Consider the following 20576-nt stretch of genomic DNA (forward strand, 5'->3'; position numbering starts at 1 on the left):
TTGGCAATAATGTCATGTTTTATGGAAATACGTTAAAAATCTCCGGCGGCTGCCTATTCTTGCGGCAGTAAACCGAATTTTGTTTTTTTCAAAACGGCCTCAGCCAGCGCATCAATAAAAGCCGGGTTGTCATTCGGCATTTCCGGGCGATAATACGATGCGCCGACTGCATCGCAAACTGCCTTGCACTCATAATCATTATCATATAAAACTTCCAGATGTTCCGCAACGAACCCGACCGGAGCATAAATGAAAGCCTTATAATGATGTTTTTCATACAGCGTTCTTGTAAGGTCCTGCACATCGGGGCCGAGCCACGGATCCGGCGTATTGCCTGCACTTTGCCAGCCGACTGCATACGCCTGGACGCCCGCTGCCTCCGCAATCAGATCAGCTGTTTCCCGGATTTGTTCCGGATACGGGTCGCCGTACTGCAAAATTTTTTCCGGGAGGCTGTGGGCCGATACAATCAGGCAGGAAGACGCACGTTCTTCTTCACTCATTGTAGCATACGTTTTCTGAAGTTGCTGTGCCCAAAAATCGACAAATTTCGGTTCATCATACCAGCTTTCGACCGATTGGATGGCGGGCCCACCCAGTTTTGCCGCTGCTTCTTTCGCCCTTTCGTTGTACGATTTCACGCTAAAAGCCGAGTAATGTGGCGCAAGCACGATCGATACCGCTTCTTCAATACCGTCATCATGCATTTGTTTGACGGCATCTTCAATAAAAGGTTCAATATGTTTTAAGCCGATATAAGCTTTAAATTCCGCTCCGTCCGTCCGTTCATTCAGCCTCGCTTCAAGCGCATATGTCTGGTTTTCTGTTATTTTGGCAAGCGGGGACAGACCTCCGATTGCTTTATACCGGCGTTTCAAATCTTCCAGCATCTCATCCTGGGGCCTTCTCCCGTGCCGGATATGGGTATAGTAACGCTCAATATCTTCTTCTTTATACGGCGTGCCGTACGCCATGACAAGCAGTCCGATTTTTTTCTTTTCCATTATGCTTCCTCCTGTTGTTTTCTTTCGCTGTATTCATGAATAAACGTTGTCAGCCTTTTTAATGTTTCCGGACGGACATCAGGGGTGACGCCGTGCCCGAGGTTAAAGATGTAACCCGGCTGCGCCATGCCTTCGTCCAGTATGGCGGCCGCCTTTTCTTGAATAACTTCCCACGGGGACAAGAGCACGGCGGGGTCAAGATTCCCCTGGATTGCTTTTGTCACGCCGAGCGCGCGCGCTTTTTGGATTGGCAGCCGCCAGTCGAGGCCAACCACATCAATTGGCAGGCTGTTCCATTCTAGCGCCAGATGCCCGGCCCCGACACCGAACAGGATGAACGGGGCATTTTCTGTTCGCAATGCGGTAAATATCCGTTCCATTACAGGTTTTATATAATTGCGGTAATCCGCTGCATTTAAAGCGCCCACCCATGAATCGAATATTTGAATGGCGCTGGCACCGGCTTTGATTTGTGCTTTTACATACACGATGATCATGTCCGCCAGTTTTTCCATCAGCGCAAACCACGCTTTTGGTTCTGTATACATAAACGCTTTTGTTTTTCTATAATCTTTTGAAGGCCCGCCTTCAATCATATAACTGGCCAGAGTAAAAGGCGCGCCGGAAAATCCGATCAACGGAACCGCCAATTGTTCCTCCGTTAACAGCCGGATCGTCTCCAGCACATAGGGAACATCTTCTTCCGGATGCAACTCCCCCAATTTTTCCACATCTTTTAACGAAGAAATCGAGTTATGTATGACAGGGCCTGCTCCTTTGAGGATTTCAACTTCCACACCGAGGGCGGGGAGCGGCGTCATGATATCTTTATAAAGAATGGCGGCATCCACATCGTAATGCTCTACCGGCAGCCTTGTCACATATGCGCACAGTTCCGGCTGATGCGTGATGTCGAACAGAGAATATTTTTCTTTCAGTTTCCGGTATTCAGGCTGGGATCTGCCGGCCTGCCGCATATACCAGACGGGGACGCGGCCTGTCTGTTCTCCCCTGGCCGCTTTTAAAAGGGAATCGTTTAGGATTTTTTTCTTCAAATGTTATCCTCCTCACGCCACACAGTCACCATTTATTTTATAATAATTCTTTTCAAATAAAAACTATTTTATCCTGAAAGGGTAATATCTTTTTTTACTATAATCGTTTTAAAAAGCATTGTGCAGCCAGCTCTTTCAACTGTCACAAATTTGCCGTATTTTGCTTTTCCTTAGGGTTGTACGCGAAATACAGGCTATGTCCGATTTTTACCCGGTTTTTTCATTATTATTCCATTTTGTGCCGCTTCCTTCCCCCATCGCCTCTCCGGCACAGACAGAAAAGATGAAAAGGCGTGAGCCGCTTCCTATTTCTATTCGCTTTCGGCCGCCGTCTTTATTTTGCAAAACTTTACAAATTGAACAGCGGAAAGATATAGGTTAAACTGGAAGTAGAGAGGGGTGATAGAAATGAATGTCTACGTCACAACGGGTACTTATGATTTTCTCTTAAAAATAAAGGAAAAATATCCCGATGAAAAGATGGTGCTGTTGCAAAACCCGGAACATGCCCTGTTGCTGCACGAAACGGAGGGGAAAACCGTTTTTGCCTCGCCACGCCGTTATCAGCTAGCTGCCTCCAACGGGAATTTGGAAGACGGCATATTCTTCATTTTTACCCATCTTCCGATTCCGGATGAAGGAAAACCGGTTTACGAATTCCACTTCAAAAAAAACACCCCGGCCATAGAGAATAAGCCCGGTTTTGCAGCATACCGGCTCCTCCGCCCGGTAAAAGGGGATACGTATATCGCCATTACCGGCTGGAAAGACAAAGAAAGTTTCGAAAGATGGAAGCGTTCCATTGACTATTTGCTTATCCATAGCCTGGATCTGGATGAAATCGGCACAAACAAAAGCACATACGATGCCCCTGCTTTTACAAAAGAATATGTCATCCCGCAAGATGAAGAGGAAGGATAAACAGATCCCGGCCGCCTGCTTAGGCAGCCGGGATCTGTTATTGTTACCATTCGGATTTACGCAGATAATATTGCCATAAGCACTCTGATCGTGACAGTCACCCATTTATTGCCCCCGCCATATGCTGCATCAAGAAGGGGGCAATGGAAATGGGCATTGATCTGACTGCCATTCACTTTGTATATTTGATGTTTATTTTTTTCATTATCCTGATGATGGTACTGAAAAAGGATACGTCCCTTGTATGTATTGCCGGCATTTTCATCATTGCATGGATTGCAACGGGATCGTTCACTGCGTCTGTCAGCGGTATTTTTACAAGCTTTGTATTTGCGATCAAAGAATTGCTGCCCATCATTCTTGTCATTTCCATTATCGTCTCAATGAGCAGGAGCATGCTTGATACCGGGATCAATGATGTGATGGTGGCCCCGTTCGCAAAGCTGATAAAAGGGCCGAATCTCGCTTTTTGGATCATCGGCTTTTTAATGCTGTTTATCTCCACTTTCTTTTGGCCTTCCCCTGCTGTCGCACTGATGGGGGCTGTGCTTTTGCCGGTTGCACTCCGGGTCGGGCTGCCGGCGATCGGTGTAGCTGTCGCAATGAACTTGTTCGGGCACGGGATCGCCCTCTCCGGCGACTATGTCATCCAGGGGGCGCCGAAACTGACAGCTGACGGTGCCGGCATTCCCGTATCGTCCGTAATAGAAGCAAGCGTGCCACTCGTCATCGTGATGGGCGTGGTGACGACCGTTACCGCTTTTCTGCTGCTTAAACGCGATATGAAAAAAGGCTTGCTTGCTGCCGGGGAGAACCCGGCCGGCCGCACCGCACCGCCTGATGCAAAAGTCCCCAGGCTCAAGCCGGTATACAAAAAACTTTTTGCTCTTTTCATTCCTGTTTTTTTCATCCTTGACATCGTTGCCATGGTTCTTTTTCATTTGCAGGGGGATGCGGCAACCGCACTCGTTGGCGGCACCTCAATCATGATCCTGCTTCTCATTACAATGGCCGGTTCCCATAAAAACGGCCTTGAAAAAGTAACAAAATATTTGATAGACGGTCTGCAGTTCGGTTTCCAGGTGTTCGGCCCCGTCATTCCGATTGCCGCGTTTTTCTATCTTGGCGGCGACGGTTTCCATACGATGATCCATGCCGATCTGCCGGACGCTTCCCAAGGAATTGTGAATGATCTTGGCAGCGCCCTGGCATCGGTTATGCCGGTCTCAAAAGAAATCGGCGCACTGACAACAGCCGGAGTTGGCGTCATTACCGGTCTTGACGGATCGGGGTTTTCCGGCATTTCACTCGCCGGCTCAATTGCAGCACTGTTTGCCCATGCGATTGGTTCGGGAGCCGCCACCCTGACCGCACTCGGGCAAATTGCCGCAATTTTCGTTGGCGGGGGAACAATCATTCCGTGGGCATTAATTCCAGCTGCCGCTATTTGCAATGTCGACCCGTTTGAACTGGCAAGACGCAATGTAATCCCTGTCATCACCGGTCTCATTGTGACAACCATTGTCGCGATGTTTCTAATCTGACCCATGTCCATGTCCAGGCAGACCGGAAACGGGACGGCTGAAGCTGCGATCTCCCCATTCGCACAGGCCAACAGCGGCCCGTTTTGACACGGTGCGGTAAATGATGTAGTAAGGCGTCAACAGCGGCAGCCTGCATCTGCAGGTGCCGCTTCTTTTTGCTGTTACCGCGATAAAGCAGCAGACTTTTTCACAATTATGGTATAATAGTAAAAATAACTGGTTGGGGGAATCGCAGATGACAGTGTTGGAAAAAATACATAAAAAACTGGACGGTTTGTACCCGGAAATGGTGGAGACAAGAAGATATCTCCATATGCACCCGGAATTGTCCTTTAAAGAAGTGGAAACAGCCCGCTATATCGCTGATTTTTACAAAAACCTCGGCATCCGGCCGCGCGAACATGTCGGCGGAAACGGTGTCGTCGCCCGTGTAAAAGGCGCAAAGCCAGGGAAAACCATCGCGCTCCGAGCCGATTTTGATGCGCTGCCGATCCAGGAGGAAAATGATGTGCCCTATCAATCACAGGTGCCGGGTGTGATGCACGCATGCGGACACGACGGGCATACGGCGACACTGCTGATGCTCGCCAAAGCGATACATGAATTGAAAGATGAATTGGAAGGCGAGTATGTTTTCATCCATCAACATGCCGAAGAATACGCGCCAGGCGGGGCAAAAGCCATGATCGAAGATGGCTGCCTCGAAGGCGTGGATGCCATTTTCGGCACACACTTATGGGCAACGGTCCCGGTTGGACATATCCAATACCGGAGAGGGCCGTTTATGGCGGCTGCCGACCGGTTTGAAGTGACGATCCAAGGCCATGGCGGGCACGGCGCCCAGCCCCATCTTTCGAAAGACGCGGTCGTAGTCGGGGCGCAACTTGTCACGAATCTTCAGCAAGTCATCAGCCGCCGGATTAATCCGATCCGGTCCGCGGTTTTAACGGTCGGGTCCTTTTCATCCGGCGATGCTTTCAATATCATTGCCGATACGGCGAAAATCACGGGCACGGTCCGGACATTTGACGAAGATGTGCGGGACAGGGTGGAAAAAGAAATCGAAAGGATCATCCAAGGCACATGCCTGGCGGCGGACTGCACATATGATTATCACTATTTCCGCGGATATCCGCCGGTTGTGAACCATGAGGCTGAAACAGCATTTTTGGCCGACTGCGCAAAAGAAATCGAAGGTGTCACCAATGTGGAAGAAGTCGACCCGTCAATGATCGGGGAAGATTTTGCCTATTATTTACAGCATGTAAAAGGCGTCTTTTTCTTTACAGGGGCGGACCCGGAAAAAGCCGACCCGGCCTATCCGCATCACCATCCGCGCTTTGACATCCATGAAAAAGCGATGCTTATTGCCGCCAAAACTTTGGGTGCAGCAGCCATCCGGTACCAGAACGTCTGAAAATGCTCAAGCATCAACGTTGCCGGCCTGGTTTTATTTTCCCCGGCAATCCGGGCGTTTTGAAAAACCGCTGCAGGCGTGGGGTTCCGTTTTTTCAGCAAAAGCCTGCAATCTCTAAAGACAAGGGGTGGCTTTTTGGCCAGTGGCTGAAAACGCCATAGACGGACGCATTCAAATGGGACGGTTGGACATGAAAAACGGCACAGGCTCTCCAGCTTGTGCCGTTTTTCATGTTTACGGGCAGGCTGCCACCTGCGCAACTGAACCGCCGCTTACAAGGAGAGCCTGTGCCATTTTTTAAGTTTACGCCGGCGTTACTGGCGCCGAATTTTTCCGGGGACATACCAGGCGACAAGCAGCCAGGAAAATACAGCGCCTGCTACAAGGACGAGAAGACCGTTCATCCACAAGCCGTTCAATGCGGCCGCCGCTGCAAAAATGACCGTCTGCACATACAGGCAGACTGCAAGCAGCCGGATAAAAGACGTTTCTTTCAACTTGCGGGGCACCGGATAGAGGCGTAGCCAGATTTTTAAATCGTGGGAGCCGATCATCGGAATCATTTGGAAAGCTGTCAAATAAATAAACACGACGGCAAGAACGAGCGCGAGCACCCGTTCATGGCTGAAAAACAGCAGCACGGCCCCGATTGCGGTCAGCCGGACAAAAAGCCCGAAATACTGGCTTGTCCTGAGGAACGTGCGGGCAAACAAGTATTGATACGTATGTTCCTGGCCATATCGGATGCCAGCGAGGAGCGGATCGAGCCATTTGCGCCGTTTGACCTGCCTTTTTAGTTCCGGCACATCAGCAAACAGATTTGCAAACCGGTAAAAACCCATTAGCCGCCTTTCTTCGCGTTCAATGAGCGCATCCCATCTGAGTGTCCGTTTTTGGGCGAGCCGGTAAAAATACAGAAACAAGCCGAGCATAACGACAGCCAGAATGACCACAAGAAAGAGGTTTGCCTCATTGACAACGAGAAACACAAACGCGGCGCTTAATGCAAACCGGATGATCCAGTCGAAAACAGGGGCATACGGCTCCGGCAGTTTATACACGTTCCAGCTCAAAAGCAGGTTCCACATTTTTAACACGAGCAGCAGGATCAGCAGACCAAAAAAACGGCCGAATCCGTGCCCCGTAACAGCCGCATACATCGGCATCAAAGCGGCAAGCACAAACAGAAGCAGATAAGCCTGAATGCTGAAGGAAAACAGGATCGCTTTTTTAAAAAACGGGCGCATCCGCATTTCCATCGGGATAAGAAACACCCGGTCCGCTTCTTTTAACAGCGTGTACACCGGGCTCGCCGCCAGAAACAACCCGAGCAAAAGGCCCATTACAAGGGCAACGGGAAAATCTGGACTGAGATGCTTCACCCAGCGGCTGTAATAAAAAGCGGCGGCACCGAGCCCGAAAATCAGCACAAACAGCAAATGGTCATTAAAAATATACCGTGTATAGCGCCTTAGGTTTTGTAAGTAGGAAGCAAATCTTTCTTTCCAAAGGCGGTCAATTTCGTTCATCGTCATCTTCCTTTGTCAATTGGATATACAAATCATCCAATGTTGCGCCGGGCATCGAAAATTGCTGCTGCAGCTCTTCTAATGTTCCTTTCGCACGGATCCGCCCGTTATGCAAAATGATGAATCCGTCGCAATACCGTTCTGCCGTTGCAAGAATGTGGGTGGACATCAGGATGCCCGCCCCCTTTTTCTTCATCGTGCCCATCAAATCCAGCAGTGACTGGATGCCGAGCGGGTCGAGGCCGAGAAAAGGCTCGTCAATAATGTACAGGCTCGGCTGGACTAAAAAGGCGCACATAATCATCACCTTTTGCTTCATGCCTTTTGAAAAATTGGCCGGAAACCAGCCGAGCTTTTTATGCAGGCGGAATTCCTTTAATAAAGGCGCGGTTCTGTCCGCATAGGTTTTTTCATCGATGCCATATGCCATTGCCGCCAGTTTTAAATGTTCTTCCAGCGTCAGTTCCTCATATAAAATCGGGGTTTCCGGTATGTACGAAAACTGCTTCCGATAAGCGTCCGGATCCGCGTTTAAGTTTTTGCCGTTGATCGTGATCCGCCCTTTTTTCGGTTCCATTAACCCGATAATATGCCGGATGGTCGTACTTTTTCCGGCGCCGTTTAAGCCGATCAGCCCGATCAGCTGCCCCGCTTCTACTGTAAATGAAACATCTTGAATCACAGGTTTTTTCGTATATCCACCTGTTAAGGACGCCACTTCCAATAATGTCATCTAAAGAACCCCTTTATGTCAAAAGTTCTGATCTGTACCCTTTATTGTACCATGAAAGCGTTCGTGACTGAATGCCAACTGCGCGCCTGAAAAATTTTTGCAATGCGCATGTATAGATTCCAACCATTTGCCCATCCTATACTTGCAGGGGAAAAACAAGCAATCGGGGTGGTTGTCAAAGACCAGTAACGATGCTTTACATTAGCCATAACCGACTTCCAGGCACCCTTTTCATGAGGTGCTGGCGGTGAATCTGTTTAAAGGTGATGCACTTTAAACGTTACCCAATAAGGGGATGATCGCGTTGGAAAAAGTTGAGGAAGCCCATTATCAACCATATCATTCGTAAATGAAGTGTTGATCAAAGGTGCTTTTCGGCTAGTTGAAAAACCCTGCAGAGCGGGGCGGAAACGCAGATTTCCGCCCCGTTTCCTTTTCTTTCGCCTTTTCATCCGTTATAATGAAATCAAAAAAATGGAAAGGTTGATCAAAATGTGTATTTTTTGCAAGATTATAAACGGTGAAATCCCGAGTGCAAAAGTGTACGAAAATGAGCATGTATACGCTTTTCTTGACATCAGCCAGGTGACAAAGGGCCATACCCTGATTGTCCCGAAAATACATAAAGAGAATGTCTACGAACTGACGCCGGAGATTGCCCGCAATTTCTTTGAATCCGTCCCTGTCGTAGCCAATGCATTGAAAGCGGCATTCCAGCCTGTGGGGCTCAATGTGTTGAACAATAATGGCGAGATTGCCGGCCAGTCTGTATTCCATTATCATATGCACCTGATCCCGCGATATGGAAAAGGAGACGGCTTCGGGGCAGTCTGGAAAACACATGAAAAAGATTACAGCCAGGAGGACCTCCAGCAAATCGCCACGGAGATTTCCAAAAAAATATAAGTTGCACCGGGTAGTGCCACTGAATAAGCCCACTTTTGCGTTTTTGCAGCCGGGTTCGCGCTTATTTTTTTCAGCGGCCATTTGGGCTGCCATTTTTTGTTGCGCCCAATTTGATCAAAACATGCGTCACTTTTTCCGGCTGCATGCTATAATAAGGTTAATCTTTCGCCGCCGGCCATGAGGGTACGTCGGGAAAGCACCAGATGAGATGAGAATAGGAGAGTGGAGACAGATGAAGACAAAATCACTTGTCAGCTTGGCGTTGCTTGTTGGGATCGGCACGGTATTACACACGGTGATTCCGGGCTTCGTGTTCGGGATGAAACCGGATATGATGCTTACTATGATGTTTATCGGCATTATTTTGTTCAGGGAGAAAAAATACGTACTGTTGCTTGGTGTGCTGACCGGCATCATTTCCGGCCTGACCACCAGTTTCCCGGGCGGTTTTTTCCCGAACATCATCGATAAATGCATCACTTCTTTTGCTTTTTACGGTTTGCTTCTCGCTTCCGGAAAACTGGCAAAAAAGCTGCCGGCACTGATTGTATTCACGGCCATCGGCACACTGATTTCAGGCATCATTTTCTTAGGATCCGCGTTCTTTATTGCCGGGTTGCCGGGGCCTTTTGCCATTTTGTTTGGCACCGTCGTTTTGCCGGCAACCGTGCTCAATGCAGTTGCGATGTTTATTCTTTTTCCGATCATCTCAACCGTTGCAAAGCGCACAAATGCCGCCCACAGCATGCAAGCGTGAAAATGGCCGCCGGGTTTCCGGCGGTTTTTTTTCGCTTGCACAGCCTAAAATAAATGAAACAGAGCGGCGAGAAGCAGGAAAACCATTCCGGCCGTTCCGAAAAATGCAATCCTTTTTCTTATGACTTTCCGCGGCGGATAAATTCTTCTTTTCTGGTACAGCAGCATGTGCCGGACCATCGCGGCAAACAGGACAACGCCGGCCATTAAAAAGCAGAAAGCAACACGCCCCAACGAACTCCCCCTCTTTTCTGCCTGGACTATTACATCATATGCCCTGATGCGGATTAACATGTACCAGACGCGGGTAAAGAACAAACAGAGGCACGCGCCGAACCCGCTCTTTTGTCCTTCATACCGCTTATGAAGGACAATTCTGCGGTGCGGGGGCCGGGTTTTGTCTTTCATCGGGCTGATGAAAGACAGTTGGATGCATGCCGCCCGCTCTTTTGTCCTTCATACCGCCTGTGAAGGACAATTCCACGGCACGGGGGCCAGGTTTTGTCTTTCATCGGGCTGATGAAAGACAGTTGGATGCGTGGCGTCCGCTCTTTTGTCCTTCATACCGCCCGTGAAGGACAATCCGCGGTCAAGCTTGGAATATCGCTTTGGACGAGCCCGGCAAAAAAGAAAGAGAACTTTGCAAAAGACTGGCAAATTCTATATCATGAGGATAAAAGACCATTCCAGGAGGTGCATTCCATGAACAAATCCAGTTTATTTTACGGATTACTGGTTGGAGCAACAGCAGGCGCTGTTTCCGTCCTTTTCACCACACCCGCTTCCGGAAAAAGAATACGGGAAGCCATCAAAAATAATTCCGGTGATTTCATTGAATCGGCCAAAAGGATCGCCGAAAATGTAAAAGACTTAAAAGCATCCGTCGAAGATTTTTCAAGAGAAGGCAAAAAAGTCGCCACGAACGTAATGGAAGAAATCCAACACTGTATCGAAGAATGGCAAAAAAGCATTGAGCCAAACAAAGACGCCCTGCAAAATGAAATCAAAGAAATCCGGAAAACGATTGAAAACATGGAACAACAAATGGAGAAAAAATCTTCCTGACTTTTCGCTGTCCGGAAAGCAACAACCGCTTTCCGGGCTTTTTCTTTGCTATTCTTTTCAAAAAAATTTAGTAAATTGTTTTTTATTACTTTTTATTTTACTGGCATAATGATAATATATAGGGTAAGGGGTGATGGGAAAAATATGACGGAACAAATGTTGACGACCAATGAGTATCTTCTATTTTGCAAAAGGGTCACGCAATTGTCGAAAGCGCTCTGGAAAACGATTGAAAAAGACTGGCAGCAATGGATTAAGCCTTTCGATCTGAACATCAATGAACATCATATTTTATGGATTGCCTATCATTTAAAGGGCGCATCGATTTCGGACGTGGCAAAATTCGGGGTGATGCACGTATCAACAGCTTTTAATTTTTCGAAAAAGCTTGAGGAGCGCGGCTTGCTCGAATTCTCGAAAAAGGAAAACGACAAGCGGAACACGTATATTCAATTAACCAATAAAGGAAGAGAGATTTTTTTAAAGTCATTGGAAGCGTTTAACCCGAAAAAAAGCACCGTCGTACAAGGCACGATGCCGCTTTACGATCTTTACGGCAAATTTCCGGATATGATGGAACTGGCTGCGATCGTACGCCAGATTTATGGTCAGGATTTTATGGACATTGTAGAAAATTCCATTTTCAATGGGGAGCTGGATGATGTCATTGAAACGGAACTGTTGGGAAAACCTTCGCTGAACCGCTTCTGACCCGTTTCGGGCAGCTACAAATTCCGTTTCAATGCCTTCATTAAGTCAGGATACAGCCCTTGTTGCAAACAGGCGGCAATCACTTCCGCCGGCTGCAGTTTTTCATGCAGGGATTCCTTAAACTTTTGAAAAAGCGGATAAAAATATACAAATTTGTCCGCCTTCTGTTCTTTCAGCTCATCGCTCAAACGATCGCACAACGCATAAAATTGTTCAATATCCTGTTTTGAAAGCTGTTTTTCCATAATCAGCCTGAAAAACGGATATTGGCTGGTCCCGATCATTTTTAAAAGCAATGTTTGATAAAATTCCAGTCTTTCCAGCTTTTGTTCAATCGATTCCATTCAGTTCCCTCGTTTATATGTTTTTATGATTCTGCTGAGAACAGCGCGACCCCGGTCATGGGATGCTTCAGTTTTAGATAGGGGCGTGTTTTCCGGCAAGGCCCATTGTCCGCCCGGCCTTTAAAAACTTCCCCGCGGCATTCGCCACGAGCGGTGCAAGGCAGTGCCTGTTAAAAATGAATAATCGTTCATCCACCTTGCATGGAAAAGACCAGCGTGCATTACACATTTGCCATCCGAAAGACAGGCGGAACGTTACGAATCCAGATTCTAAACCGGCGCGCTCCGCCTTTATTTTACTGCAAATTTTCGGGAGGGGGGCCGGCCGGCATGTATGTGCTTGTTTTTTTTACAGTTACGCTTTCTTTATATTATACTTTATCAACGTATTGACAAGCCATCTATGTACAAAAAAAGAAATACCGGAAGAACACCGGCCGGGAATTTTTCGGACGATCAACATCCTCATGACCATTTTACTGTTTTCCTCCTACCTTGGCACTCAATAACAACACAACAAGAAAGGCCGGCAGCTGCCGACCCCAAATTTTACCAAGCCCAGGATGCACCAATAATGATCAATAAAATGAACAACACAACCAGCAAGGCAAAGCCGCCTCCGTAAGCTGCTCCTCCGCTCATTCCATCCACCTCCTCTTGTTTCATCAGTATATTATTCATCCACCCCTGTATTGGTTAAGGCACCCGTCTATTTGCCGGCCTAAATTTCACAAATTCACAATGGAACCCCATGCAATATCATATGCAGCAAACATCCATCCTGCCTTCTACAAACGCCTGCCCCATATGAAAAGAAGATTGGCATGGTGTGAAAATTCCATAAGAAACCCGGCAATCCCTTTCTTTTCTCTTTCAATTTATGTTATAGTAGTGGTTGTAAATCTCTCTTGCAAGACAAAATGAATAGGAGTTGTTCTTGAATGAAGAAATGGGTACTATCCCTTGTTTTGGCAGGCAGCATGTTCGGACTTGCAGCATGCGGCAACAGCGGCAATAGCGCCGTCGTGAAGACGAACGCCGGAAATGTTACCAAAGACGAGTTATATAATGCAATGAAGGATAAATATGGTTCAACTGTGCTCCAGCAGCTTACCATTGAAAAAGTCCTTTCCAAAAAATACACTGTCAAAAAGAGCGAAATTGACAAACAAGTAAACGATACAAAAAAACAATTGGGCAGCTCATTTAATACAGCGCTGCAGCAATACGGTTATGCAAATGAAAAAGATTTCCGCAACAGTGTGAAAATCGGACTGCTTGAACAAAAAGCGGCAGAGGCAACCATACATCCAACGGAAAAGCAGTTAAAAAATTATTATAACAATGACATAAAACCGAAAATCAAAGCGCGCCACATTCTTGTTTCCAGCAAGTCGAAAGCGGAAGATATCAAGAAACAACTGGATAAAGGCGCCGACTTTGCAACGCTGGCCAAAAAGTATTCAACCGATACCGCAACTGCTTCTAAAGGCGGAGACCTCGGCTGGTTCGGTGCAGGCGAAATGGACAGCGATTTTGAAAATGCTGCTTATAAACTGAAAGTCAATGAAATCAGCGGCCCTGTTAAGACTTCTTACGGCTACCATATTATTCAGCTGACCGGCGAAAAACAGAAAAAACCGTACAGCGAAATGAAAAAAGACGTCGTCAAACAATATAAAGAATCAAAAGTGACAACAGAAAAAATCCAGTCCGTTTTGAAGAAAGAATTAAAAGCGGCTGACATAAAAGTAAAAGATGAAGATTTGAAAACAACTTTTGACACCCTGCTTGGGACTTCATCAAGCAAATAATGCCGCAAAAAACCGCCCTTCCGGTTAGGGGCGGTTTTTTTACGGCCGTTATGCTTCATGGGCTTTTTCAGCTTCACCGCTGCGCAATTCTTTTTCTTTATGCATCCTTTCAATAAAAACTTCCCCTTCTTTTTCAATCCATTCCTGTTCCTGTTCGTGTTCTTCCCGGGCTGTTTTCACCGCCATAAACGCACATATGACAATGCCTGCCACAACAAAATAAATCCAGATTGGGAAATCCATGTTTTCCCCTCCTTTTCGGTTTGTCCCTGCTATAATGTATGGCAGAATCCATTAAAAAATGCCTTTCATTTTGAAAGGCATTTTAAAAGTTTTTCACCAGACGGGCGCTTTCCAAACGTTTGCGTTTCTATGAATCTCACTGATGAAACGTTGGTTTGTAAAAAGAACGGTTATCAAGTGCATAAATCCGGTCCGAGAACTCGCCCGGTTTGACATTGCGGAGCGCACGGTCAAGCATATTCATTTTCGCATCAATATTATCAATATAGTGGAGAATTTCCGCCTCTTTAATCATCGGGGGCTTGGCACTTCCCCATTCCGCTTTCCCGTGGTGGGAGATCACCATATGTTCCAGCACCATGACTTCTTCCCCGTGGATTCCGAGTTCCTCCGCTGCTTTTGCAATTTCTGTGACCATAATCGAGATATGGCCGAGCAAATTCCCTTCAGCCGTATAAGTTGTTGAGATCGGGCCGGACAGTTCTTGCACCTTTCCCAAATCATGCAAAATGACACCGGCATACAACAAATCCCGGTCGAGTGAAGGATAAAGGCCCGCGATTGCCTTGGCAAGGTCGAGCATGGAGACAACATGGTACGCCAGCCCCGATACGAATTCGTGATGGTTTTTCGTTGCAGCTGGATAGACAAGGAACCGCTTCTGGTATTTTTTCAGCAGATGCCGGGTCAGCCTCTGGATATTTGGATTTTTCATATCAAAAATGTACTGGGTGATTTTCCCCATCATTTCTTCCTGCGATAACGGGGCCGTTTCGATAAAATCGGAAATCCGGACACCGTCCCCCGGTTGTGCCGGATGGATCTGGCGGATTTTCAGCTGCAGCCGCCCGCGGTAATTTAAAATGTCCCCAGTTACTTTTACAATCGTCTCCGGTTTATATGTTTGTTCGTCCTGTTCGGTCGCATCCCAGAGTTTTGCTTCGATATCCCCGGTCCGGTCCTGCAAAATCAATGTTAAAAAAGGTTTGCCGTTGCTCGCAATTCCTTTTGTTGCGTGTTTGATGAGCAAAAACGCGTCAAACTGTTCGCCCACCTCATAGTAGAGTAGCCCTTTTGCCATAATAATCCTCCGATCTAACCCCTGATTGATTTGTCTTAAAGTATACCATAATCCGGCCGGAATCCGCTTTTGATCTAAACCGGCTTTGCTTGTGCGTTTCACCGCCGTGTTGAAATTAGGCAAAAGACGACTACGGCCAGGACAAACTGGTTTACTGCTTGTGCGTTTCACCACCGTGTCGAAATACAGACATTCGGCCCGCCCCTCTTATTTACGGCTGAATACGGCTGATGTTTCCAGAACCTGTCAGCTCTTGACCGTGTATAGCCCCCAAGGTTTTCACCTCATGGCCTTTAAAAAACCGGAGCATCGGCTGCTGGCATGTAAAAAGCAGCACCTGCCTCGATTCGCTCACCTGGTCGAGCAAGCGGGCCATTTTCTCTGTCCGGTAAATATCAAAATTAACAAAACCGTCATCAATGACAACCGGTGACGGGAATTCTCCGCCGAGCGCCTCCGCAAGGGAAAAACGCAAAGCAATATACAGCTGTTCCGCCGTTGCCTGGCTCAGCTCATTTGCAGCAAACAGCACATCATCACGCCGTTTAACGTAAAAACGGCCATCCTCCCCGCCCATATGGAGGGAGACATACGATCCGTTTGTTAAAGATTGCAAATACGCTTCGGCTTTATTCAGGACTTGCGGAAAGCGGGTTTCCCGGAGCCGCTTCATCATGCCGGAAAGCAAACGTTTCGCCGTGGCAAACCGTGCCCATTCGAAAGCTTCTTCCCGGAAATCTGAAAGCGCGCTGTAATATTCATGCAGTTTTTCGGTAAACGTCCCGCCTTTTTCCAGCCTGTCCAGTTCAAACCGGATTTCCGCCGCTTCTTTTCTCATACTGCGAAGCGCGTTCGCCTTTTCCGCAATTTTCTCTTCCAGCTTTTGCTTTTCCTGCTCAAATATGGATACATCTTCTATCCTTTCGAGCCGTTCTAGGTCTTCCCGGCTGATCCGTAAATCTATGATTTCGAGCTGACCGGTCAACTTTTCGTATTGCTGAAAAAGGCTACCGGCTTTCCGGAAATCTTCCTCATTCGCGGCACCGGCAAGGGCAAAAACTTTTTTAATCTCCTTATCTGTTGCTTCCGCTTCCGATTCAAGCAGCTGCAATTGTTCTTCCAGCTCGGCACATTTCTTTTCCCATTCCTGCAGGCGGATTTTTCTTTCCTGTTGTTCCGCACACGCCTGCTGCAACAGCAAGATACCCTCCTGGCGTAATGGCCAGTTGACGTGGAGCCGGGACCACAGGTTTTCCATCCTTTCTGCAAATGCCGACTGAGAGGCGGAAAGCTGCGCCAGTTTCTTTTCGATACGCGACCGCTCGCGCAATTTCCCGCTTAAGTCCGTCAAAAGTTGGAACGCATCGGGCAGCTGTCCGGGCCGGAAGCCATCACCCAATTGCAAAGTTTGCCTGAAATGGCTGATTTCTGCCAGCAGCTGTCTTTCTTCCGCTTCCAGACGCTGCTTCCGGTTTTGCATTTGCCGGCCGTTCTGTTCGCCTTCCTCAAGCTTCAGAATGAGCTGTTTCCAGTTTTCGCGCAGCTGTTTCTGCCGTTCATATTCATGCCAATCCGTGTCCCCGTCTTTCCAATTCCGCAGCTCTTTTTCCTCTTCCTCCAGTTCCTGTTCGAGCGCTCGGATTTCTTCTTCAAACGGGTTCCGCTTTCCCTTCAAAGCATGGTAGCCTGACACGATTGCACCAAGCACAAAAACGCCCAGAAACAGGTATTGCCCTGTGAGCAAACTCCACACGCCGGCCATCAGAAACAATAATGCAAGGCCAAAAAACAGGACCGGGGGCTTCCGGGCCTCATCCGCCATTTTTTTCAGGCGGGAAAGCTGCTGTTTCCCGCGCCTGATATCGGCTTCAAGCAATGATTTTTTTTCCTTTTCCTGCCGCTTTGCCGATAAATCGCGAAAAGCCTCTTCGGATACGAGCTCTTTTTCCAAAAGTGCGCATTGCTGCTCAACAGCATTCATCCGAGCCCGCAAGTCCTCAAGCTGTGCCTGTAAAGCATCGTTGCGGGAACGGTGATGGTCATACGCCTTGATAAGGGTGCTGAGCCTTTCTTTTGCCGCAATGCTTAAGTCAAGCTGCGGTACTTTTTCAACTTGCGATGCCGTAAGATGCAGCATGCCCGATAATTCGGAGATTTGGCTGTCTAGGATTTCGCGTTCAGATTGAAGGCGCTCTGCTTCCGCCTGCCACCCGCGGTATTGCGGCCAGTCATCGAGCAGCTTTTTAATCTCCCCTTCATGCCGGACGAAAAGCGGATCCGGCTGCTCTCCTTCCATTTTTTCCACCAGTACCTGTTTTTGTTTTTTAACGGCTGACAGGCGCCCGGTAGAAGCGCGCCATTCCGACATCAGCGCGTCGAGGCGCCGGATTCCGTCAGCGGGAAAGCGGACGGGACCGATTTCCGCCAGCTGCAGTTTGATATGCTTTCTTTCTGCATAAAGCGGCCAAAGGCTTGTGAGATGTTCATACTGCTGAACCGTTCCCCTTAAGGCTTCCAGCTCCGCCTCCGCTTCTTCCTGTGCTGCTTCAATCGTTGCCAGCCGGGCTTTCCATTCGCCATAACGGCCGTTTTCCGCTTTCAGGTGATTCAGTTCTTTTTCCATGGCCTGCAGTTTCCGGAGTTGCACGTTCAAGACCGGCTTCCGCCCGTTCGGTTTAAAACGCGCCTCCATTTCCTTTTCGAGTTCCCGTTCCGCCGAAAGCAGCGCATCCGTCCCGATTGTCCCTGCAGCAAATAAATAGCGGCTAAAATCATCGCCTGTTAATTTGCGGATTTCCTGGAGGCTTTGCAGATTAAAAGAATAAATGGACTGGAACATTTGCCGGTTCAGCCCGTTTAAAACTTGTGCAAGTACCTCTTCGCCGCCTGTTCTGCCATCTGCAAAAGTGACGGACACTTCTCCGGCTGCTCTTCCTTTTATCCGTTCCACCGTTATTTTTCCGTCTTTTTCTGTTTCGAGGACAAGCCTCCCGCCGTACACCGGTGAAAATTTTGGCTCATAGTGCTGCCCGTTTTGCTGTCTTGAAGGAAACCCGAATAAAACGGCTTCGATAAAAGCCATGAAGGTTGATTTGCCGGCTTCGTTTTCCCCGTAAATGACCTGCAGATCCGAAAGATTTTCCATATGAAAATCAACAAGCCGGCCAAAACCGTAAATATGGACCTCCCGTATTTTCATCGTTTCCCCCTGCCTTTCAACTTCTCAAAAACAGCCGCTTCCGCTTCCAACAGAAGCCGCTGCTTTTCATCTCCGTCCAAGTCCAGGTAGCGGCCCGCAACCATATGGCTGTACAACGGGGAGACCGCTTCATCTACTGTGGTTTCTTCCAATTGTGCCAGCGTTTTCTTCATTTCCTGCAAAATAAAGCCGTCATCCCGTGCGGAGACAAAGGCATCTTCAGGCAGTGTGATGCGGTGTACCCAGACAAAATTGCGGTCTGCTTCTTCGCCTTCCTGTAGCACTTCCATCAGTTCGCCGTTTTTCACTTTTCCAAGCGCTTCATCATCGAGCAGATCCGGATCTTTTATATCCAATTGCAAAAATACGCCCTGTGCCTCTTTCCTTTCTTCTTCAAGGGCATTGCGGCAAACTGTGTACAGACGATTAAAATCATTTGCGCCTTTTACGGAAACGGTACGTTTTTCCCATAAAATGTCCGCCGTCTCATAGAATGCGGTATGCGTACCAAGCGGATCCATTTCGGTAACCATACAGCCTTTCGGACCCGTTTCTTTCCGGTTTCTCCCCTGAATATTCCCGGGATAAATGATATAGGGATGCGTATGTAAAATCTGCTGCTTGTGGATATGGCCAAGCGCCCAGTAATCCATCCCTTTTTCCAGCAAATCCTGCAAGGCAAAAGGCGCATAAGGCTGGTGCATTTTCGTCCCGCCTTCAAGGTAACCGTGCAACATGCCGATGTGAAAATCAGCATCTCCTGTTTTCCTGTATTCATCCGTTTTGTTCTCCAGCACGTGCCGCTTCGGGTAACTGAACCCGTACACATGGACTTTCGACCCGTTTTTAGCTGTAAAAGATTTGGCTTCAACACGCTCGGAAAATATCCGGACATTTGCGGGCATGTCCAATTTTGTCCATGACCCGCTTAGATGGTCGTGATTGCCATGCAGCACAAATACGGAAATGCCAGCCTCTTGGAGCCGCTCAAACTGCTTCTTCAGCCTCACCTGGGCTTTCAGGCTGCGGTCTTCCCCGTCGTATAAATCCCCGCATATCAGCAGGAAATCCGCTTCTTTTTCAATTGTAAGGTCACATAGATTTTTAAATGCCCGGAAAGTGCTCTCCTTTACCCGTTCAAACAGCGCCGGCGGAAGCTTGCGGAGCCCCGCAAACGGACTGTCAAGGTGCAGGTCGGCCGCATGGACAAAGCGAATCCTTTTCAACGACATCCCTCTTTCGTAAAAAAATAACCGGCATTTTTCCATTTTTTGTGAAATCCAACCTGTTCGTAATCAAACGCATTTCATAGAATATATGTTCTATCTTCATTATAAAAGGTTTGGCACGTTCAGGCAACAAAAAAATGGCTGAACATGCCAAACCTTTTTAATTGTATTGCCGGTATACGTATGGATCTTTCGGCTCGCTGCTTTTATGGTAACTTGTTACTTTTAAATACGGGATATTCTCTTTAAACGGCGTATAGTACGTCGTATCCAGTTTTCCTTCAACCTCAATCCATGTATTTTCTTTCACGTTTGCCATATTGTCCGGAAAATCAACGAGCATCCCGTATACGCCGGCATCGGCAATGCAGTGGATAATGCCGAACCGGAGCACAAACAGCTGATTCGCTTTAATATCATCCGTCCGGTAGACAAACCCTTTAATTGCCACTTTTTTGCCGATAAAATTCCCCGGATAATTATAAATCGTTTCAAGCCCGTGGAAATAATGGTCATCATCGAGGACGATGCTTTGCAATTTACTGTACTTTTTCAAATCCGAACTTTCCATTTCTGTATACTGGTCCTTATCATAGTAAAGGCTGGAATTCGGCCGTAAAATCTGGTGATTGGCATATTGGTCCTTGTCATTGTCAATCATCGAAAAGTGGAAGCCCTTTGCTTTGACAACGGTGGAATTCAAGGTGGCCACCGGAAGAAAAATGCCCGTTACAACCGGGATTAAAATCATACCGTACGTAAACATTTTTTTGTACCATGTATTTTCATCCGTTTCATGCGAATGGCCGTGGTAGGCGGCGTGATGATGGTCATGCACCTCGTTTCCCGCCCTGACCCATTTCACGAGCTGGTACAAACATAAAAAACCCATCGCAAAAATCATGGAAAACGACAAATACGCATACTTCATATTAATATATTTGCTAATATCTCCTGTCGCGTGCAGCTTCATAAAAAAATACGCGAAGCCGAACAAAACGATAAATCGCAACATTTTAAACACC

Annotated in this window: 20 protein-coding genes; 8 read left to right on the top strand and 12 right to left on the bottom strand. The window is 47.7% G+C overall.

What is annotated here, in order from left to right; translation table 11 throughout:
• Positions 1 to 53 precede the first annotated feature (53 nt).
• Positions 54 to 1004, bottom strand: a complete 951-nt coding sequence (gene hemH / locus P9687_RS09255) for a ferrochelatase (protein ID WP_014095784.1) — start codon at positions 1002 to 1004, stop codon at positions 54 to 56.
• Positions 1004 to 2059: a uroporphyrinogen decarboxylase gene (gene hemE / locus P9687_RS09260; RefSeq protein ID WP_017550222.1), complete on the bottom strand. Its 1056-nt coding sequence runs from the start codon at positions 2057 to 2059 to the stop codon at positions 1004 to 1006. Before hemE ends, hemH begins: the two co-directional genes overlap by 1 nt.
• Positions 2060 to 2467: 408 nt before the next feature.
• On the opposite strand from hemE, the gene P9687_RS09265 reads away from it, so the two are divergent.
• From P9687_RS09265 to P9687_RS09275, 3 genes are all read left to right on the top strand, one after another.
• Positions 2468 to 2980, top strand: a complete 513-nt coding sequence (locus P9687_RS09265) for an antibiotic biosynthesis monooxygenase family protein (RefSeq protein WP_035182096.1) — start codon at positions 2468 to 2470, stop codon at positions 2978 to 2980.
• A 149-nt stretch (positions 2981 to 3129) separates the two neighbouring features.
• On the top strand, positions 3130 to 4524 hold the full coding sequence (locus tag P9687_RS09270) for a hypothetical protein (protein ID WP_035182099.1): 1395 nt from the start codon (positions 3130 to 3132) through the stop codon (positions 4522 to 4524).
• A 235-nt stretch (positions 4525 to 4759) separates the two neighbouring features.
• Complete coding sequence (locus P9687_RS09275; RefSeq protein WP_017550224.1) at positions 4760 to 5941, top strand: M20 metallopeptidase family protein; 1182 nt, start codon at positions 4760 to 4762, stop codon at positions 5939 to 5941.
• A gap of 314 nt (positions 5942 to 6255) precedes the next feature.
• Here the strand turns inward: P9687_RS09275 and P9687_RS09280 are convergent, their stop codons facing one another.
• Positions 6256 to 7470, bottom strand: a complete 1215-nt coding sequence (locus P9687_RS09280) for an ABC transporter permease (protein WP_168985937.1) — start codon at positions 7468 to 7470, stop codon at positions 6256 to 6258.
• Complete coding sequence (locus P9687_RS09285) at positions 7457 to 8203, bottom strand: ABC transporter ATP-binding protein (protein ID WP_026683727.1); 747 nt, start codon at positions 8201 to 8203, stop codon at positions 7457 to 7459. The genes P9687_RS09280 and P9687_RS09285 overlap by 14 nt, the downstream gene beginning before the upstream one ends.
• Before the next feature lie 492 nt (positions 8204 to 8695).
• On the opposite strand from P9687_RS09285, the gene P9687_RS09290 reads away from it, so the two are divergent.
• Positions 8696 to 9109 carry an HIT family protein gene (locus P9687_RS09290; protein WP_168985944.1) on the top strand — a complete coding sequence of 138 codons (414 nt, stop codon included), beginning with the start codon at positions 8696 to 8698 and terminating at the stop codon, positions 9107 to 9109.
• A 232-nt stretch (positions 9110 to 9341) separates the two neighbouring features.
• Positions 9342 to 9866, top strand: coding sequence for a tryptophan transporter (locus P9687_RS09295; RefSeq protein WP_014095792.1), 525 nt, complete (start codon positions 9342 to 9344; stop codon positions 9864 to 9866).
• A gap of 44 nt (positions 9867 to 9910) precedes the next feature.
• On the opposite strand, the gene P9687_RS09300 is transcribed toward P9687_RS09295, so the two are convergent.
• Complete coding sequence (locus tag P9687_RS09300; RefSeq protein ID WP_026683724.1) at positions 9911 to 10099, bottom strand: hypothetical protein; 189 nt, start codon at positions 10097 to 10099, stop codon at positions 9911 to 9913.
• Positions 10100 to 10567: 468 nt separating this feature from the next.
• Here P9687_RS09300 and P9687_RS09305 point away from each other — a divergent pair, with 468 nt between their 5' ends.
• Together P9687_RS09305 and P9687_RS09310 are read left to right on the top strand one after the other, a co-directional pair.
• Positions 10568 to 10930 (top strand): YtxH domain-containing protein, encoded by a 363-nt coding sequence (locus tag P9687_RS09305; protein ID WP_168985936.1) that lies wholly within the window; start codon positions 10568 to 10570, stop codon positions 10928 to 10930.
• Between the two features lie 144 nt (positions 10931 to 11074).
• A complete protein-coding gene (locus P9687_RS09310; protein ID WP_014095794.1) occupies positions 11075 to 11641 on the top strand; it encodes an HTH-type transcriptional regulator Hpr in 567 nt (188 codons plus the stop codon).
• Positions 11642 to 11655: 14 nt separating this feature from the next.
• Here P9687_RS09310 and P9687_RS09315 read toward each other — a convergent pair whose 3' ends face one another.
• Positions 11656 to 11985: a YhaI family protein gene (locus tag P9687_RS09315; protein WP_014095795.1), complete on the bottom strand. Its 330-nt coding sequence runs from the start codon at positions 11983 to 11985 to the stop codon at positions 11656 to 11658.
• 549 nt (positions 11986 to 12534) lie between these two features.
• Positions 12535 to 12627 (bottom strand): YjcZ family sporulation protein, encoded by a 93-nt coding sequence (locus P9687_RS09320; RefSeq protein ID WP_017550228.1) that lies wholly within the window; start codon positions 12625 to 12627, stop codon positions 12535 to 12537.
• Positions 12628 to 12926: 299 nt separating this feature from the next.
• On the opposite strand from P9687_RS09320, the gene P9687_RS09325 reads away from it, so the two are divergent.
• Positions 12927 to 13799, top strand: a complete 873-nt coding sequence (locus tag P9687_RS09325) for a peptidylprolyl isomerase (protein WP_061086837.1) — start codon at positions 12927 to 12929, stop codon at positions 13797 to 13799.
• 48 nt (positions 13800 to 13847) lie between these two features.
• On the opposite strand, the gene P9687_RS09330 is transcribed toward P9687_RS09325, so the two are convergent.
• The 5 genes from P9687_RS09330 to P9687_RS09350 form a co-directional block, all read right to left on the bottom strand.
• Positions 13848 to 14042 (bottom strand): sporulation YhaL family protein, encoded by a 195-nt coding sequence (locus P9687_RS09330; RefSeq protein WP_013858718.1) that lies wholly within the window; start codon positions 14040 to 14042, stop codon positions 13848 to 13850.
• A 136-nt stretch (positions 14043 to 14178) separates the two neighbouring features.
• Positions 14179 to 15123 (bottom strand): 3'-5' exoribonuclease YhaM, encoded by a 945-nt coding sequence (yhaM, locus tag P9687_RS09335; RefSeq protein ID WP_014095797.1) that lies wholly within the window; start codon positions 15121 to 15123, stop codon positions 14179 to 14181.
• Positions 15124 to 15334: 211 nt separating this feature from the next.
• Entirely contained in the window at positions 15335 to 18322 is a 2988-nt protein-coding gene (locus P9687_RS09340; protein WP_046720964.1) for an ATP-binding protein, read from the bottom strand.
• Positions 18319 to 19554 carry a metallophosphoesterase family protein gene (locus P9687_RS09345; RefSeq protein ID WP_225620974.1) on the bottom strand — a complete coding sequence of 412 codons (1236 nt, stop codon included), beginning with the start codon at positions 19552 to 19554 and terminating at the stop codon, positions 18319 to 18321. Before P9687_RS09345 ends, P9687_RS09340 begins: the two co-directional genes overlap by 4 nt.
• Before the next feature lie 157 nt (positions 19555 to 19711).
• On the bottom strand, positions 19712 to 20566 hold the full coding sequence (locus P9687_RS09350; RefSeq protein ID WP_046720965.1) for a TIGR03943 family putative permease subunit: 855 nt from the start codon (positions 20564 to 20566) through the stop codon (positions 19712 to 19714).
• Between the last annotated feature and the right edge of the window lie 10 nt (positions 20567 to 20576).

Source organism: Weizmannia sp. CD-2023, assembly GCF_036225245.1.
In the GTDB taxonomy this organism is placed as follows: domain Bacteria; phylum Bacillota; class Bacilli; order Bacillales; family Bacillaceae_C; genus Weizmannia; species Weizmannia faecalis.

Bases quoted from the DNA above. Each gene is read 5' to 3' on its own strand.
- P9687_RS09310 (WP_014095794.1), top strand. From the start codon at position 11,075: ATGACGGAACAAATGTTGACGACCAATGAGTATCTTCTATTTTGCAAA.
- P9687_RS09280 (WP_168985937.1), bottom strand. From the start codon at position 7,470: ATGAACGAAATTGACCGCCTTTGGAAAGAAAGATTTGCTTCCTACTTA.
- P9687_RS09275 (WP_017550224.1), top strand. From the start codon at position 4,760: ATGACAGTGTTGGAAAAAATACATAAAAAACTGGACGGTTTGTACCCG.
- P9687_RS09330 (WP_013858718.1), bottom strand. From the start codon at position 14,042: ATGGATTTCCCAATCTGGATTTATTTTGTTGTGGCAGGCATTGTCATA.
- P9687_RS09290 (WP_168985944.1), top strand. From the start codon at position 8,696: ATGTGTATTTTTTGCAAGATTATAAACGGTGAAATCCCGAGTGCAAAA.
- P9687_RS09325 (WP_061086837.1), top strand. From the start codon at position 12,927: ATGAAGAAATGGGTACTATCCCTTGTTTTGGCAGGCAGCATGTTCGGA.
- P9687_RS09295 (WP_014095792.1), top strand. From the start codon at position 9,342: ATGAAGACAAAATCACTTGTCAGCTTGGCGTTGCTTGTTGGGATCGGC.
- P9687_RS09265 (WP_035182096.1), top strand. From the start codon at position 2,468: ATGAATGTCTACGTCACAACGGGTACTTATGATTTTCTCTTAAAAATA.
- P9687_RS09285 (WP_026683727.1), bottom strand. From the start codon at position 8,203: ATGACATTATTGGAAGTGGCGTCCTTAACAGGTGGATATACGAAAAAA.
- P9687_RS09320 (WP_017550228.1), bottom strand. From the start codon at position 12,627: ATGAGCGGAGGAGCAGCTTACGGAGGCGGCTTTGCCTTGCTGGTTGTG.
- yhaM (WP_014095797.1), bottom strand. From the start codon at position 15,123: ATGGCAAAAGGGCTACTCTACTATGAGGTGGGCGAACAGTTTGACGCG.
- P9687_RS09315 (WP_014095795.1), bottom strand. From the start codon at position 11,985: ATGGAATCGATTGAACAAAAGCTGGAAAGACTGGAATTTTATCAAACA.
- P9687_RS09340 (WP_046720964.1), bottom strand. From the start codon at position 18,322: ATGAAAATACGGGAGGTCCATATTTACGGTTTTGGCCGGCTTGTTGAT.
- P9687_RS09345 (WP_225620974.1), bottom strand. From the start codon at position 19,554: ATGTCGTTGAAAAGGATTCGCTTTGTCCATGCGGCCGACCTGCACCTT.
- P9687_RS09305 (WP_168985936.1), top strand. From the start codon at position 10,568: ATGAACAAATCCAGTTTATTTTACGGATTACTGGTTGGAGCAACAGCA.
- hemH (WP_014095784.1), bottom strand. From the start codon at position 1,004: ATGGAAAAGAAAAAAATCGGACTGCTTGTCATGGCGTACGGCACGCCG.
- P9687_RS09270 (WP_035182099.1), top strand. From the start codon at position 3,130: ATGGGCATTGATCTGACTGCCATTCACTTTGTATATTTGATGTTTATT.
- P9687_RS09350 (WP_046720965.1), bottom strand. From the start codon at position 20,566: ATGTTGCGATTTATCGTTTTGTTCGGCTTCGCGTATTTTTTTATGAAG.